Below are 15,448 nucleotides of genomic sequence, written 5' to 3'. Positions count from 1 at the left end.
ACGCACCTGTGATGAAGTGCAGAAATCGGCATTCACAGGAGATCCGCCATGAGCAGAACCCCGGTATTAGAGATGCGCAACATTGCCAAAACGTTTGGCAGTTTCCACGCGCTCAAGGGTGTGGATTTGACGGTTTTTCCCGGTGAGATCCACGCGCTGATGGGTGAAAACGGCGCGGGAAAAAGCACGCTGATGAAAATCCTCGCGGGGGCCTATACCGCCACCCACGGCGAGATCCTGATTGACGGTCAGCCGTTTCACATTAAAGGACCGAAGGATGCGCTGGCCGCGGGCATCACCCTGATTTATCAGGAGATGCAGCTCGCGCCCAATCTGACCGTAGCCGAAAATATCTTCCTCGGCAGCGAACTGTCGCGCGGCGGGATGGTGCAGCGCAAAGAGATGGCTGCCCAGGCGCAGGCGGTGATTGACCGCCTCGGCGCACAGTTCAGCGCCACCGATCTGGTGATGAAGCTCACCATCGCCGAACAGCAGCAGGTAGAAATTGCCCGCGCGCTGCACCGCAATAGCCGCATTCTGGTGATGGATGAACCCACCGCCGCTCTCTCCTCGCGGGAAACGCATCGCCTGTTTGAACTGATTTTACGCCTGCGCGATGAAGGGATGGCGATCATCTATATCAGCCACCGCATGGCGGAAGTGTATGAACTCTCTGACCGCGTCAGCGTTCTGCGCGACGGGCAGTACGTCGGCAGCCTGACGCGCGACAAGCTCAACGCCTCCGAGCTGGTGCGCATGATGGTGGGACGACCGTTAAGCGACCTGTTCAACAAGGAGCGTGATATCCCCCTCGGCAGCCCGCGCCTCAACGTGCATCACCTCACCGACGGTAAAAAAGTACAACCCTGCAGCCTGCAGGTGCGTTCCGGCGAAATCGTCGGGCTGGCGGGGCTGGTCGGGGCCGGACGTTCCGAGCTGGCACAGCTTATCTTCGGCGTGCGCAAAGCCACGGGCGGCATGATTGAGGTCGACGGCGAGCCGGTGGTGATCCATTCTCCGCGTGCGGCCATCGAAAACGGCATCGGTTTTCTCACCGAGAACCGCAAGGAGCAGGGACTGTTTCTGGAGCTGGCGGCGCAGGAGAACATCACCATGGCGACGCTGGAGCGCGACGCCACCTTCGGCATGTTAAACCGCAAAAAAGCGCAGGCCATCTCCGATGACGCCATCGCCCTGCTTAACATCCGCGTGCCGCATGCACAGGTGCGCGCGGGCGGGCTGTCGGGCGGCAACCAGCAGAAGCTGCTCATCTCCCGCTGGGTCGCGATTGGCCCACGCATTCTGATTCTGGACGAACCCACGCGTGGCGTGGACGTCGGGGCGAAAAGCGAGATCTACCGCATCATGAACCAGATGGCGCGCAAAGGGGTGGCGATTTTGATGATCTCCAGCGAGCTGCCGGAAGTGGTGGGGATGAGCGACCGGGTGTACGTGATGCGCGAAGGCAGCATCGCGGGCGAGCTTCACGGGCGTGACATCTCTCAGGAAAACATTATGACGCTGGCAACCGGCGTGAACGACACTCATCATCAGGCGGTGCAATCATGACAACTCCAACCCATCCGCAGCAGGTGGCGAAATCCGCCTCCGCCAAAAAAATGCTGATGAGCGATCTGATGCAAACGGTCGGTATTTTGCCAATTCTTATCCTGATTGTGGCGGTATTTGGCTTTATTGCTCCGAACTTCTTTACCGAGAGCAATCTGCTCAACATTACTCGTCAGGCGTCGATCAACATCGTGCTGGCGGCGGGAATGACCTTCATTATCCTCACCGGCGGGATTGACCTCTCCGTGGGGTCGATTCTCGGCACCACGGCGGTGGCCGCGATGGTGGTATCGCTCATTCCCGAATTCGCCGGGCTGTCCATTCCCGCCGCGCTGATGCTCGGCATGGTGCTGGGCCTGTTTAACGGCGCGCTGGTGGCCTTTGCCGGGCTGCCGCCCTTTATCGTCACGCTCGGCACCTACACGGCGCTGCGCGGCGCGGCGTACCTGCTGGCCGACGGCACGACGGTCATTAACTCGAACATCAACTTCGAGTGGATCGGCAATAACTATCTCGGCCCTATTCCCTGGCTGGTGGTGATCGCCCTGGCGGTCATCGTGGTGTGCTGGTTCATCCTGCGCCGTACCACGCTTGGCGTTCATATCTACGCCGTGGGCGGCAACATGCAGGCGGCGCGCTTAACGGGCATTAAGGTCTGGCTGGTGCTGCTGTTTGTCTACGGCATGAGCGGCCTGCTCTCCGGCCTCGGCGGCGTCATGAGCGCCTCACGCCTCTACAGCGCTAACGGTAACCTCGGCACAGGTTACGAGCTGGATGCGATTGCGGCGGTGATCCTTGGCGGCACCAGCTTTGTCGGCGGGATCGGCACGATCACCGGCACGCTGGTCGGCGCATTGATCATCGCTACCCTCAACAACGGCATGACGCTGATGGGCGTCTCCTACTTCTGGCAGCTGGTGATCAAAGGGGCGGTGATCATCATTGCGGTGCTGATCGACAAATACCGTACCCGACACCATCAAAGTGCATAACAACAATACCCTACGAGTGAGGAAGACAAGATGCGTTTGAAACCGTTAGTAACCGCGCTCTGTGCTGGCGCGCTGCTTGCCGCAACGCCGTTTGCGCAGGCGAAAGATCTGAAGTCCATTGGCGTGACGGTGGGTGACCTGGCTAACCCGTTCTTCGTGCAGATCACCAAAGGTGCCGAGCTGGAAGCGCGCAAGCTGGCGGGGGATAACGTCAAGGTGACGCTGGTCTCCAGCGGTTACGATCTGGGCCAGCAGGTGGCGCAGATCGACAACTTCATCGCCGCGAAAGTGGACATGATCATCCTCAACGCCGCGGACTCCAAAGGGATCGGCCCGGCGGTGAAGCGCGCGAAGGACGCCGGGATCGTGGTCGTGGCGGTTGACGTGGCGGCGGAAGGGGCTGATGCGACCATCACCTCCGATAACACCCAGGCGGGTGAGATGGCCTGTAAGTACATTACCGACCGCCTGAAAGGGAAAGGCAACGTGGTGATCATCAACGGACCGCCGGTCTCAGCGGTGCAAAACCGCGTGGAAGGTTGCCAGACGGAGTTCAAAAAACATCCGGATATCAAGGTGCTCTCGGATAACCAGAACGCCAAAGGCAGTCGTGAAGGCGGTCTGGAAGTCATGACCTCCCTGCTGGCGGCCAATCCGAAGATCGACGGCGTGTTTGCGATTAACGATCCGACCGCGATCGGCGCCGATCTGGCCGCGAAACAGGCGCAGCGCAATGAGTTCTTTATCGTTGGCGTGGATGGATCGCCGGACGGTGAGGAAGCGCTGAAGCGTGAAAACTCGCTGTTTGTGGCGACCCCGGCGCAGGATCCGCAGGTCATGGCGGCAAAAGCGGTGGAGATCGGCTATGACATTCTCCAGGGCAAACCTGCACCGAAAGCGCCCGTGCTGATCCCGGTGACGATGATCGATAAAAAGAACGTCGGCACGTATAAGGGGTGGACGGTTAAATGATCCTTTTCCCTCTCCCGCAGGGAGAGGGAACTGTTTTCAAGGAGTCCCCATGAAACGCTCCGACATTAACGAAATCCTCGGCCACACGCGGCAGTTTTTCTCCATGCACGACGTTCATCTCCCGCCTTTTGCCAGCTTTCCGCCAACGAAATGGCAGCAGCTTGACCAGGCTGCATGGCAGGAAGTGTTCGACCTCAGGCTCGGCTGGGACGTGACGGCATTCGGCGGCAACAACTTTGCCGCTGAGGGCCTGACGCTGTTTACCCTGCGCAACGGCTCGCCCAACGGCGTGCCGTATGAAAAAAACTATGCCGAAAAAATCATGCACGTGCGGGACGGCCAGGTCACGCCGATGCATTTTCACTGGCGTAAACGGGAAGACATCATCAACCGGGGCGGCGGGAATCTGATCGTGGAATTATGGAATGCCGGGGCGCATGAAGAGACGGAAAACACCGACGTGACGGTCACCGTCGACGGCTGCCGTCAAACCCACGCCCCCGGCAGCCAGCTGCGCCTCACGCCAGGGGAAAGCATCTGCCTGACGCCCGGTCTTTACCACAGTTTCTGGGGCGAACGCGGCTTCGGCGACGTGCTGGTCGGGGAAGTGTCCTCGGTCAATGACGATGAACACGACAACCACTTTTTGCAGCCCGTTGCCCGCTATAACAACATCGAAGAAGACGAGCCGGCGCTGCTGGTGCTGTGCAACGAGTACAACCTGTTTCGGATATAAGGGGTGAATGATGCCATTGATTTCTCTTGCCGACGGTCTTGCCCACGCCAGACAACACCGCTATGCGCTGGGCGCGTTTAACGTGCTCGATTCCCACTTCCTGCGCGCGCTGTTCGCCGCCGCAAAGCAGGAGCGCTCGCCGTTTATCATCAACATCGCCGAAGTGCACTTTAAGTACGTGTCGCTGGATTCCCTTGTCGAAGCGGTGAAGTTCGAAGCCGCCCGTCACGACATTCCCGTGGTGCTCAATCTCGACCACGGCCTGCATTTCGAGGCGGTGGTGCGCGCCCTGCGCTTAGGGTTCAGCTCGGTGATGTTCGACGGCTCTACGCTGAGCTATGAGGAAAACATCCGCCAGACGCGGGAAGTGGTGAAGATGTGCCATGCGGTGGGCGTCTCGGTGGAGGCGGAGCTGGGCGCGGTCGGGGGCGATGAAGGCGGCGCGCTTTACGGACATGCGGATGAAGCCTTCTTCACCGACCCACAGCTGGCGCGCGAATTTGTCGATTCAACCGGCATCGACGCGCTGGCGGTGGCTATCGGTAACGCGCACGGCAAATACAGGGGCGAGCCGAAGCTCGATTTCCCTCGCCTGGACGCCATTCGTCAACAGACGGGACTGCCGCTGGTATTACACGGCGGCTCCGGGATTAGCGATGCCGACTTCCGCCGCGCCATCGAGCTGGGCATTCATAAAATCAATTTCTATACCGGGATGTCGCAGGCCGCGCTCGCCGCCGTGGAGCAGCGTATGGCAAAACGCCAGCCGCTCTACGACGAGTTTGCCGAGCTGCTGCTGGGCATAGAAGAGGCAATTACGGATACGGTCGCCGAACAGATGCGCATCTTTGGCAGCGCGGGGCAGGCATAATGGAACGCAAAGGCATCATCGCCGCAGGCAATATGCTGGTGGACCACGTCCACCAGATCGTGCAGTGGCCGGAGCGCGGCTGGCTGGCGGAAATCACCCACAGCGAACGCTCAACCGGTGGCGCGCCGCTCAACGTCCTGCTGACGCTGGCGAAAATGCACGTTGGGCTGCCGCTGCAGGCGGTGGGGCTGATCGGGGAAGACAGCGACGGGGACTACATTCTGGCGATGCTCGACCAGTACCACGTCAACCGCCAGCGCGTACAGCGCACCACCTTTGCGCCAACCTCCATGTCGCAGGTGATGACCGATCCCAGCGGACAGCGCACCTTTTTCCACTCTCCGGGGGCCAACCGCCTGCTGGATCTTCCCGCTTTCGATCGCTTAGACGGATCGATGAAGATCTTCCATCTCGGCTATCTCCTGCTGCTCGACAGCCTGGATATGCCCGATGACGAGTTCGGCACCCGCAGCGCGCGGCTGCTGGCACAAATGCGTGAACAGGGGTATGAAACCTCGCTCGACCTGGTTTCCCGCAAGGGTGACCCACGCTATCAGCCGCTGGTGCTCCCTGCCCTGCGCCATCTCGACTATCTGGTCATTAACGAGCTGGAGGCCGGTGAGTTTAGCGGCCTGACAATGCGTGATGAAAACGACGCCCCGCACATTGCCCATATCGCCGATGCCGCGGCGCAGCTGCTGGCGGCAGGCGTACGCCAGCGGGTGGTGATCCACTGCCCGGAAGGCGCATGGGGAGAAGCCCGCGGTGAAGAGGGTCGCTGGATCCCGTCATGGATGCTGGAGCAGGAAGAGATTATCGGCAGCGTCGGCGCGGGCGATGCCTTTTGCGCGGGCTTTTTATACGGCTGCCATGAATCGCTGCCGCTGACAGAGAGTATTTATCTGGCGCACGCCTGCGCGCGGGCAAGCCTACTGGCCGCCAATGCGATTGACGGTGCAAAAACGCTGGCCGAGCTGCAGGCGTTTATTCGCGAGAGCGTGTAATTTAACAATAATTGCGATATTTCATTACAGTTCTATGAATTTTACATCCCCGAACTACACTCTCTCCATCTGGCATATTCGGCGTGGGCAGTACACTGTCCGCACACTTTTCCGAAATGAGATAGAAAGAGGACAAGGGAAAAATGTTCGCAGCCATCATCATCGGTATTTTCATTATCAGCGTTATTTATGCGCATTCACGCGGCAAAGAAAAACAGACGCTTTCTCGTCAGCTCTTCGACCATTCGACGTTCATGGCGCCCATCAATATGTTTATGACAGCGTTTTCTTCCCTGCCCGCCAGGCAGCCTTTCTTTGAAACAGAACGCTTCCCGGAATTAAATAAGCTGACGGAAAACTGGCTGGTTATTCGCGAAGAGGCCCTGCGTTTGCAGCATCATATTAAGGCGGCGGAAAATAATAACGACGCTGGCTTTAACACCTTTTTTAAACGCGGCTGGAAACGTTTTTATCTGAAGTGGTATGCCGATGCCCATCCCTCCGCGCAGTCTTTATGCCCGGTGACGACCCGGCTGGTAAGTGAAATCCCTTTGGTGAAGGCGGCCATGTTTGCCGAGCTGCCGGCGGGGGCGAAGCTTGGCAAGCACCGGGACCCGTACGCGGGCTCGGTTCGTTACCATCTGGGCTTATTCACACCGAATGACGATCGCTGCTTTATTGAAGTCGACAGGCAGCGCCACAGCTGGCGGGATGGTGAAGCCGTTATTTTTGATGAGACCTACGTCCACTGGGCAGAGAATAAAACGGATCAAACGCGCATTATTCTCTTCTGCGATATTGAGCGTCCGATGAAATGGCGCTGGGCGCAAGCGGTTAACCATTGGGTGGGAACCACGCTAATGTCTGCAGCCAGCTCACCGAATGACGAGAATGACAGCACTGGCGGCATTAACCGCATTTTTAAATACGTTCATGCAGGTCGCGAGCGGGGGCAGCGTCTGAAAAAAAGAAACCGTAAGGCCTATTACGCCCTCAAGTATCTGTGCATCGCTGCAATCTTTGCCGCCATCATTGTTCCGGCGATAACGTAAGCCTTATGCCGCCTGTTCGGGCCGGCTCACATCGGTGGCAAACACGTAACCCAGCCCGCGGATCGTTTTGATGAGCGCAGGCTGATGCGGGTTAGCCTCTATTTTCCGGCGCAGGCGCATGATCAGCACGTCAATCGTGCGATCGAACACGTCGGCGCTTTCGCTGTGGGTCAGCTCGAGCAGCCTGTCACGGCTCAGCACCCGACGGGCATTTTGCGTGAGCGCCAGCAGCAGGCCGTACTCGCCCTGGGTTAAGGGCACAGGATTACGCTGCGGATCGCTCAGCTCGCAGCGGGTGGTATCAAGCGTCCATCCGTTAAACGCAATGCCCGCGACGGGCGCTGCGGGAGCTTCCGCCGCCAGCACGCCCGTACGGCGCAGCACCGCTTTCACGCGGGCAACCACCACGCGCGGGTTGAACGGTTTGCCAATATAATCGTCGGCCCCCATCTCCAGCCCCACCACCACGTCTGACTCGCTGCCCAGGCCGGTTAACATCACAACCGGTAGCGCCGGACGCTGCTTTTGCAACTGCAGCAGAACCTGCAGGCCGTTGATATCCGGCAGCATCATATCCAGCAGCACAAGCGCGATATTTGTCTCCTGTTGTACCCGGCGCAGCGCATCCTGGCCGTTATGGCAGACAAGCACGCTAAAGACGTGCTCGCTCAGCACGTCCTGAAGCAGTTCGCAGACTGCCGTATCGTCATCAACCACCAGAATCGCCGGTTTCATCGTATGCTTCCGTCAGGGGATTATGTTAAGTCTGAACTATTCTGCCGTCGGCTCCAGTCAAAAGGTTTTTTCAGTGACGGAAATTCAACCCATGTCACATCCGCCGCCCTGTCGACACGTCAATTTTGACGATTGGCTGCTTTTTGTCAGGGTTTTCACCCCGAATGGGCCGTAAAGTCAGGGGATACCCATACAAAAAACATGGCATAGAAGCTGCATAGTGGGTGCGAACGATTCGATTAACTGGAGCAGACTGATGAAAAAAGTCGTCACGGTTTGCCCTTATTGTGCCTCAGGTTGCAAGATCCACCTGGTGGTCGATAACGGCAAAATCGTCCGGGCGGAGGCCGCACAGGGGAAAACCAACCAGGGCACGCTGTGCCTGAAAGGTTACTACGGCTGGGATTTTATTAACGATACCCAAATCCTTACCCCGCGCCTGAAAACCCCTATGATCCGCCGCGAGCGCGGCGGCAAGCTGGAAGCCGTCTCCTGGAACGAGGCGCTGGATTACGTCGCCACGCGCCTGAGCGCCATCAAGGCCAAGTATGGCCCGGATGCCATCCAGACCACCGGCTCTTCCCGCGGGACGGGAAATGAAACCAACTATGTGATGCAAAAATTCGCGCGCGCCGTTATTGGTACTAATAACGTCGACTGCTGCGCTCGCGTCTGACACGGCCCATCGGTTGCAGGTCTGCACCAGTCGGTCGGTAACGGCGCAATGAGTAATGCCATCAACGAGATAGATAATACCGATCTCGTCTTCATCTTTGGTTATAACCCGGCGGATTCTCACCCTATCGTCGCGAACCACGTTATTCGCGCTAAACAGAATGGGGCGAAAATCATCGTCTGCGATCCGCGCAAAATTGAAACCGCGCGCATTGCGGATATGCACATTGCATTGAAAAACGGCTCGAACATCGCGCTGTTGAATGCAATGGGACACGTCATCATTGAGGAGAACCTGTACGACCAGGCGTTTGTCGCGACCCGTACGGAGGGCTTTGAAGAGTATAAGAAAATAGTCGAAGGCTACACGCCAGAGTCGGTTGAAGCGATAACCGGCGTCAGCGCGCAGGCGATCCGTCAGGCGGCCAGGATGTATGCCGGAGCGAAAACCGCCGCCATCCTCTGGGGCATGGGCGTGACCCAGTTCTACCAGGGCGTGGAGACCGTGCGCTCGCTGACCAGCCTCGCGATGCTGACCGGTAATCTGGGTAAAGCCCACGTTGGCGTGAACCCGGTGCGTGGTCAGAATAACGTGCAGGGCGCCTGCGATATGGGCGCGCTGCCGGATACTTATCCTGGCTACCAGTACGTGAAATTCCCGGAGAACCGCGCCAAATTCGCGAAGGCCTGGGGTGTGGAAAGCCTGCCGGAACACACCGGGTACCGCATCAGCGAGCTGCCGCACCGCGCGGCGCATGGCGAAGTGCGTGCGGCCTACATCATGGGTGAAGATCCGCTTCAGACCGACGCCGAGCTCTCTGCAGTGCGTAAAGGGTTTGAGGATCTGGAGCTGGTGATTGTCCAGGATATCTTCATGACCAAAACCGCGGCGGCGGCGGATGTCATTTTACCGTCGACCTCCTGGGGCGAGCATGAAGGCGTCTACACGGCGGCCGACCGCGGCTTCCAGCGCTTCTTCAAGGCGGTCGAGCCGAAGTGGGATCTGAAAACGGACTGGCAGATTATCAGCGAAATCGCCACCCGTATGGGCTACCCGATGCACTACAACAACACCCAGGAGATCTGGGACGAGTTGCGCAGCCTGTGTCCGGACTTCTACGGCGCCACCTATGAAAAAATGGGTGAGCTGGGATACATCCAGTGGCCGTGCCGGGATGAGTCGGAGGCCGATCAAGGCACGTCCTATCTCTTTAAGGAGAAGTTCGACACCCCGAACGGGCTGGCGCAATTCTTCACCTGCGACTGGGTCGCGCCCATTGATAAACTCACCGATGAGTATCCGATGGTGCTCTCCACCGTACGTGAAGTGGGCCACTACTCCTGTCGTTCGATGACCGGCAACTGCGCCGCGCTGGCCGCGCTGGCGGACGAGCCCGGCTATGCGCAAATCAACACCGCCGATGCGGAACGCCTTGGTATTGAGGACGAGGCGCTGGTGTGGGTGAATTCGCGCAAAGGGCGGATCATCACCCGTGCGCAGGTCAGCGATCGTCCAAACAAAGGGGCGGTCTATATGACCTATCAGTGGTGGATTGGTGCCTGCAACGAGCTGGTAACGGAGAACTTAAGCCCGATAACCAAAACGCCGGAGTATAAATACTGCGCCGTCAACGTTGAGCCGATTGCGGATCAGCACGCGGCGGAACAGTACGTGATCGACGAATATAACAAGCTAAAAGCCCGACTGCGCGAAAGCGCAATGGGTTGAAGCCGTTAATTCATCGATGAATAAAGGGAGTGATATATTCACTCCCTTTTTATTTCCGATTAATTCATAAGAAATAGAAATTATTATTCTGGAAAGCGGCTCGCAGAAATAATGTAATTTTCGCGAAAAGAAATTACATCTTTGCATTTTAATTCAGAGAGATAAGATATGCGGCGGGTGCTTAAGACTTTCTGTCTTGAGCATTGTTGAGGGACAGAAAGTAGAAAGCCCCGGGAAATTTTCATTTACCCGAGGCTACTCCCTCAACTCCCAACAGGTTGAGAGTAGCCTCTTATTCTTTTTTTGACAAGGAGTAAAAGGCATGACGCCATTAAAAACTGCGTTAGGCATCGTCTTTATTGTTTGCCTGACGATAGTGATCTTTACCTTTATTACTCGCGGCAGGCTCTGCGAGTTTTCAATAAAGAGTGAACATCAGGAGGTGGCGGCTAAATTAGCCTGCAACCCAGGCTAACCTCTACGGGCGGAACAACGGTTCCGCCCGGCTTGTAGGATGCTGAGGTCTTAATGCACCCATTTTTTTCTTTTGCGCCCGCGATTATACTGCGCGGCGTGTACCCAGATGATAAGAATCCATGAAAGCCATTTTTCTGTTGTTAGTGTTTTTAACGTCCTTCGCCCGCGCGGATGAGATAGGCAGCCAGTATCGGAAACAGGCGGAAGCCGGTGATGCGCGTGCCCAGTATTATCTTGCCGATACGTACTTCAGCTCCGGCGACAGCAAGCAGGCCGCGCTGTGGGCCGAGAAAGCCGCGAAAGGCGGCGATGTCGACGCCATGGGTTTGCTCTCGCAAATCCTCTTTACACAGGGCGATTACGCACAGGCCAAAGCCCTCGCCCAACAGGCAAACATTGCTGGCAGCAAACGCGGTGCGATCATGCTGGCGCGCATTCTGGTGAATACTCAGGCGGGGAAAACGGACTATCCGCAGGCTATCAGGCTGCTGCAAACGGCAACCGAAGATATCGACAGTGACTCTGCGGTCGATGCACAGCTGCTGCTGGGGTTGATTTATGCCAACGGCGTAGAGGTGGCGCAGGATGACGTGCAGGCCGCCTCGTGGTTCAAGCGGAGTTCAGCCCTTTCGCGTACCGGCTACGCCGAGTACTGGGCTGGGATGTTGTTCAGACAGGGTGAGAAAGGTTTTATCACGCCAAATAAGCAGAAAGCACTGTACTGGTTGAACCTGAGCTGTACTGAAGGGTTTGATACGGGGTGTGAAGAGTTTGATGCGTTGAGCGGAGAATAAAGTGCCGGGTGGCGGTTTCGCCTTACCCGGCCTACAAGACCCGTAGGCCCGGTAAGCGCAGCGCCACCGGGCTTAGGATGTTACTGGTCAGCCGTCTTATCAAAACGACCCAGCACTTCGCGTTCATACGCCAGCGCCTTTTTACGATCGAATTTGTGCTCCCACTTGGCGATAACCAGCACCGCCAGGGCATTACCCACCACGTTCAGCGCCGTACGCGCCATGTCGAGGATACGGTCCACGCCGGCGATAAAGGCCAGACCTTCCAGCGGAATACCGACGCTGCCCAGCGTCGCCAGCAGCACCACGAACGAAACGCCCGGTACGCCTGCGATACCTTTAGAGGTCACCATCAGCGTCAGCACCAGGACGATCTCCTGCCACAGCGACAGATCAATGCCGTACAGCTGGGCAATAAAGATAGCGGCGATACTCTGGTACAGCGTGGAACCATCCAGGTTAAAGGAGTAACCGGTCGGCACCACGAAGCTGGTGATCGACGCTGGCGCGCCGTAGGCTTCCATCTTCTCAATAATACGCGGCAGCACGCTCTCAGAGCTTGCCGTGGAGTAGGCCAGAATCAGCTCATCTTTCAGGATACGGATCAGGATCCAGATGCTCAGCCCGCACAGACGCGCCACGATGCCCAGCACCACCAGCGCAAAGAACAGGATCGCGAAGTGCACCAGAATCACCAGCTTCGCCAGCGGCCAGAGGGAGGCAAAACCGAAGTTCGCCACGGTGACGGCGATAAGCGCGAACACCCCTACCGGCGCGTAACGCATCACCATGTGGGTCACTTTAAACATGGTCTCGGAGATAGAGCGGAACACGGTCACCAGCGGTTCGCGGTGCGTCGCGGGCAGAGAGGAGAGCCCCAGACCAAACAGGACCGAGAAGAAGATAATAGGCAACATCTCGCCCTTCGCCATCGATGCCACGATGTTGGTCGGTACCAGAGAAAGGATAGTGCCCATCAGGCCGTGCGCATGGCTCTGCACGTCAGCGGTTGTACTTTGGTATTTCGAAATATCCACCGTAGCCAGCTGCGACATATCAATCCCGGAACCCGGCTGGAACACGTTCGCCAGGGTAATACCGAGAATGATCGCAACCGTAGTGATCACTTCGAAATAGATAATGGTTTTCGCACCAATACGACCTAACTGCTTCGCATCGCCGACGCCCGCAATACCTACCACCAGCGTCGAGATCACAATCGGTACCACAATCATCTTGATCAGATGAATAAAGATATCCCCTGCCGGTGAAAGCAGGTTCGCAATCAGCCAGTCGCGGCTGTCGCTGTGATAGTGGAGGTAACTGCCCAGCAAGATGCCCAGCACAAGGGCAATTAAGATCTGCCAGGCCAGGCTGACTTTAACGTTTTTCATAGAAACTGACTTCCTCAATGAAGCGCCTTATTCACTCAAACTGCATGAATAGGGGGACATACTGATAGGGTATGAATTGTGTTGCGTCGATTTATGGGATTTTTTAACGCGGCGTATGAGTATCATTTGCGCGGCCTGTTGCGCAAGCCTTAAAGAACGACGCATTTCACTCGGAAAAGCGTCCGTGACGGGAGTTTCTCCTGTTTCTAATAAATAACCTTTTGTTATAAAAACGCTTTTTTAAACATAAATGTGAATAATCGTCAGCATAAATTATTTTCCTTCAAAGTTTCATTCGCTCATTTTTCAACCTGTTCAAACAATGCGTGATCTGTAGCCCAAATAATAAACAAAGCTTGTAAAGCCCCTACTATTAACGTTTTTGCGACATATTATTAACATCTTACAAGGAGAAAAAAAGCCATGAGCCAAATACACAAACATGACATTCCCGCAAACATTGCGGACCGTTGCCTGATCAACCCGGAGCAGTACCACGAGAAATATCAGCAATCTATCACCGCCCCGGACACCTTCTGGGGTGAGCAGGGTCATATCCTGGACTGGATCAAACCTTATCAGAAGGTGAAGAACACCTCCTTTGCGCCCGGTAACGTCTCCATTAAATGGTATGAAGATGGCACGCTGAACCTGGCGGCGAACTGCCTTGACCGTCACCTTGCCGCGCGCGGGAACGAGACGGCGATTATCTGGGAAGGCGATGATGCCTCGCAGAGCAAACACATTACTTATAAAGAACTGCACCGCGACGTGTGCCGCTTTGCCAACGTCCTGCTGGAAAAAGGCATTAAAAAAGGCGACGTGGTCGCAATCTATATGCCGATGGTGCCGGAAGCGGCGGTGGCCATGCTGGCCTGCGCGCGTATCGGCGCCATTCACTCGGTTATCTTTGGTGGGTTCTCGCCAGAGGCGGTTGCGGGTCGTATTGTCGATTCAAGCTCAAAACTGGTGATCACCGCCGATGAAGGCGTGCGTGCAGGACGCGGTATCCCACTCAAGAAAAACGTCGACGAAGCGCTGAAAAACCCGAACGTCAAAACGGTCAGCAACGTCATCGTCCTTAAGCGTACCGGCGGCAAAATCGACTGGCACGAGGGGCGCGACCTGTGGTGGAGCGACCTGATTGAAAAAGCGAGCGACCAGCATCAGCCTGAAGAGATGAATGCGGAAGATCCGCTCTTCATTCTTTACACCTCTGGCTCAACCGGCAAACCGAAAGGCGTGCTGCACACCACCGGCGGCTATCTGGTCTACGCGGCCACCACGTTCAAATACGTCTTCGACTACCACCCGGGCGACATCTACTGGTGTACTGCCGACGTTGGCTGGGTCACCGGGCACAGCTATCTGCTGTACGGCCCGCTGGCCTGTGGCGCAACAACGCTGATGTTTGAAGGCGTGCCCAACTGGCCGACACCGGCGCGTATGTGCCAGGTCGTCGACAAGCATCAGGTCAATATTCTCTACACCGCGCCAACGGCAATCCGCGCATTAATGGCGGAAGGCGATAAAGCCATCGAAGGCACCGACCGCTCTTCATTGCGCATCCTCGGTTCCGTGGGCGAGCCGATTAACCCGGAAGCCTGGGAGTGGTACTGGAAGAAAATCGGCAACGAGAAATGCCCGGTCATGGACACCTGGTGGCAGACCGAAACCGGCGGTTTCATGATCACCCCGATGCCGGGCGCCACGCAACTTAAAGCGGGCTCGGCGACCCGTCCGTTCTTCGGCGTACAGCCTGCGCTGGTGGATAACGAAGGCAACCCACTGGAAGGGGCCACCGAAGGCAACCTGGTGATCACGGACTCGTGGCCGGGTCAGGCGCGTACCCTGTTCGGCGATCACGATCGCTTCGAGCAGACCTACTTCTCGACCTTTAAAAACATGTACTTCAGCGGCGACGGCGCGCGCCGTGATGAAGACGGTTATTACTGGATCACCGGACGCGTGGACGACGTGCTGAACGTCTCCGGCCACCGTCTGGGCACCGCGGAGATTGAATCGGCGCTGGTGTCGCATCCGAAGATTGCCGAAGCGGCCGTTGTCGGTATTCCGCACAACATCAAAGGCCAGGCGATTTACGCCTATGTCACCCTGAACCACGGTGAAGAACCGTCGCCAGAGCTGTACACCGAAGTGCGCAACTGGGTGCGTAAAGAGATTGGCCCGCTGGCCACGCCGGACGTGCTGCACTGGACCGACTCGCTGCCGAAAACCCGCTCCGGCAAAATCATGCGCCGTATCTTGCGCAAAATCGCGGCAGGGGACACCAGCAACCTCGGTGATACCTCAACGCTCGCGGATCCTGGCGTGGTGGAAAAACTGCTCGAAGAGAAGCAGGCCATCGCAATGCCATCGTAATCTTTTCTCCCTCTCCCCGTGGGAGAGGGCCGGGGTAAGGGCATCAGACCGCACCTTCCTCCCCTC

The 15,448-nt window shown here is 57.1% G+C and carries 13 protein-coding genes; 11 read left to right on the top strand and 2 right to left on the bottom strand.

Annotation, left to right across the window (positions count from 1 at the left end; genetic code table 11):
* Nucleotides 1-48: 48 nt before the first annotated feature.
* The 7 genes from KGP25_RS02080 (at nt 49) to lpxO (ending at nt 7,196) form a co-directional block, all read left to right on the top strand.
* On the top strand, nt 49-1,569 hold the full coding sequence (locus tag KGP25_RS02080; RefSeq protein ID WP_039266969.1) for a sugar ABC transporter ATP-binding protein: 1,521 nt from the start codon (nt 49-51) through the stop codon (nt 1,567-1,569).
* A complete protein-coding gene (locus KGP25_RS02075; RefSeq protein ID WP_048030254.1) occupies nt 1,566-2,561 on the top strand; it encodes a ribose ABC transporter permease in 996 nt (331 codons plus the stop codon). Before KGP25_RS02080 ends, KGP25_RS02075 begins: the two co-directional genes overlap by 4 nt.
* 30 nt (nt 2,562-2,591) lie before the next feature.
* Nucleotides 2,592-3,533: an ABC transporter substrate-binding protein gene (locus tag KGP25_RS02070; protein WP_021242935.1), complete on the top strand. Its 942-nt coding sequence runs from the start codon at nt 2,592-2,594 to the stop codon at nt 3,531-3,533.
* Between the two features lie 49 nt (nt 3,534-3,582).
* Nucleotides 3,583-4,269: a D-lyxose/D-mannose family sugar isomerase gene (locus tag KGP25_RS02065; protein ID WP_045909188.1), complete on the top strand. Its 687-nt coding sequence runs from the start codon at nt 3,583-3,585 to the stop codon at nt 4,267-4,269.
* A 10-nt stretch (nt 4,270-4,279) separates the two neighbouring features.
* A complete protein-coding gene (locus KGP25_RS02060) occupies nt 4,280-5,140 on the top strand; it encodes a ketose 1,6-bisphosphate aldolase (RefSeq protein WP_063622853.1) in 861 nt (286 codons plus the stop codon).
* Nucleotides 5,140-6,144, top strand: a complete 1,005-nt coding sequence (locus KGP25_RS02055; RefSeq protein WP_063622854.1) for a carbohydrate kinase family protein — start codon at nt 5,140-5,142, stop codon at nt 6,142-6,144. The genes KGP25_RS02060 and KGP25_RS02055 overlap by 1 nt, the downstream gene beginning before the upstream one ends.
* A 143-nt stretch (nt 6,145-6,287) precedes the next feature.
* Nucleotides 6,288-7,196: a lipid A hydroxylase LpxO gene (gene lpxO / locus KGP25_RS02050; RefSeq protein WP_223539888.1), complete on the top strand. Its 909-nt coding sequence runs from the start codon at nt 6,288-6,290 to the stop codon at nt 7,194-7,196.
* A 3-nt stretch (nt 7,197-7,199) separates the two neighbouring features.
* On the opposite strand, the gene KGP25_RS02045 is transcribed toward lpxO, so the two are convergent.
* The gene (locus tag KGP25_RS02045; RefSeq protein ID WP_223539887.1) at nt 7,200-7,931 is read right to left on the bottom strand and encodes a response regulator transcription factor; all 732 of its coding nucleotides are present in this window, start codon (nt 7,929-7,931) and stop codon (nt 7,200-7,202) included.
* Nucleotides 7,932-8,187: 256 nt separating this feature from the next.
* Between KGP25_RS02045 and fdhF the strand changes: the two genes are divergently transcribed.
* The 3 genes from fdhF (at nt 8,188) to KGP25_RS02030 (ending at nt 11,606) form a co-directional block, all read left to right on the top strand.
* Nucleotides 8,188-10,335, top strand: a complete 2,148-nt coding sequence (gene fdhF, locus KGP25_RS02040) for a formate dehydrogenase subunit alpha (protein WP_082087749.1) — start codon at nt 8,188-8,190, stop codon at nt 10,333-10,335.
* A gap of 322 nt (nt 10,336-10,657) precedes the next feature.
* A complete protein-coding gene (locus KGP25_RS02035; protein WP_008500037.1) occupies nt 10,658-10,810 on the top strand; it encodes a Hok/Gef family protein in 153 nt (50 codons plus the stop codon).
* A gap of 121 nt (nt 10,811-10,931) precedes the next feature.
* On the top strand, nt 10,932-11,606 hold the full coding sequence (locus KGP25_RS02030) for a tetratricopeptide repeat protein (protein WP_023618154.1): 675 nt from the start codon (nt 10,932-10,934) through the stop codon (nt 11,604-11,606).
* Nucleotides 11,607-11,686: 80 nt separating this feature from the next.
* Here the strand turns inward: KGP25_RS02030 and gltP are convergent, their stop codons facing one another.
* Nucleotides 11,687-13,000, bottom strand: coding sequence for a glutamate/aspartate:proton symporter GltP (gene gltP / locus KGP25_RS02025; RefSeq protein ID WP_069719694.1), 1,314 nt, complete (start codon nt 12,998-13,000; stop codon nt 11,687-11,689).
* Between the two features lie 423 nt (nt 13,001-13,423).
* On the opposite strand from gltP, the gene acs reads away from it, so the two are divergent.
* Nucleotides 13,424-15,382, top strand: coding sequence for an acetate--CoA ligase (gene acs / locus KGP25_RS02020; protein ID WP_045909182.1), 1,959 nt, complete (start codon nt 13,424-13,426; stop codon nt 15,380-15,382).
* Nucleotides 15,383-15,448: the final 66 nt, after the last annotated feature.

The sequence above is a fragment of the Enterobacter sp. JBIWA003 genome (genome assembly GCF_019968825.1).
GTDB lineage: Bacteria > Pseudomonadota > Gammaproteobacteria > Enterobacterales > Enterobacteriaceae > Enterobacter > Enterobacter quasiroggenkampii.
Note: the sequence above shows the minus strand (reverse complement) of the source record. Positions and strands in the feature narration are given on the sequence as shown.

Coding starts and splice junctions, on each gene's coding strand:
- KGP25_RS02075 (WP_048030254.1), top strand. CDS start 1,566: ATGACAACTCCAACCCATCCGCAGCAGGTGGCGAAATCCGCCTCCGCC.
- KGP25_RS02030 (WP_023618154.1), top strand. CDS start 10,932: ATGAAAGCCATTTTTCTGTTGTTAGTGTTTTTAACGTCCTTCGCCCGC.
- acs (WP_045909182.1), top strand. CDS start 13,424: ATGAGCCAAATACACAAACATGACATTCCCGCAAACATTGCGGACCGT.
- KGP25_RS02055 (WP_063622854.1), top strand. CDS start 5,140: ATGGAACGCAAAGGCATCATCGCCGCAGGCAATATGCTGGTGGACCAC.
- KGP25_RS02035 (WP_008500037.1), top strand. CDS start 10,658: ATGACGCCATTAAAAACTGCGTTAGGCATCGTCTTTATTGTTTGCCTG.
- gltP (WP_069719694.1), bottom strand. CDS start 13,000: ATGAAAAACGTTAAAGTCAGCCTGGCCTGGCAGATCTTAATTGCCCTT.
- KGP25_RS02070 (WP_021242935.1), top strand. CDS start 2,592: ATGCGTTTGAAACCGTTAGTAACCGCGCTCTGTGCTGGCGCGCTGCTT.
- lpxO (WP_223539888.1), top strand. CDS start 6,288: ATGTTCGCAGCCATCATCATCGGTATTTTCATTATCAGCGTTATTTAT.
- KGP25_RS02080 (WP_039266969.1), top strand. CDS start 49: ATGAGCAGAACCCCGGTATTAGAGATGCGCAACATTGCCAAAACGTTT.
- KGP25_RS02060 (WP_063622853.1), top strand. CDS start 4,280: ATGCCATTGATTTCTCTTGCCGACGGTCTTGCCCACGCCAGACAACAC.
- KGP25_RS02045 (WP_223539887.1), bottom strand. CDS start 7,931: ATGAAACCGGCGATTCTGGTGGTTGATGACGATACGGCAGTCTGCGAA.
- KGP25_RS02065 (WP_045909188.1), top strand. CDS start 3,583: ATGAAACGCTCCGACATTAACGAAATCCTCGGCCACACGCGGCAGTTT.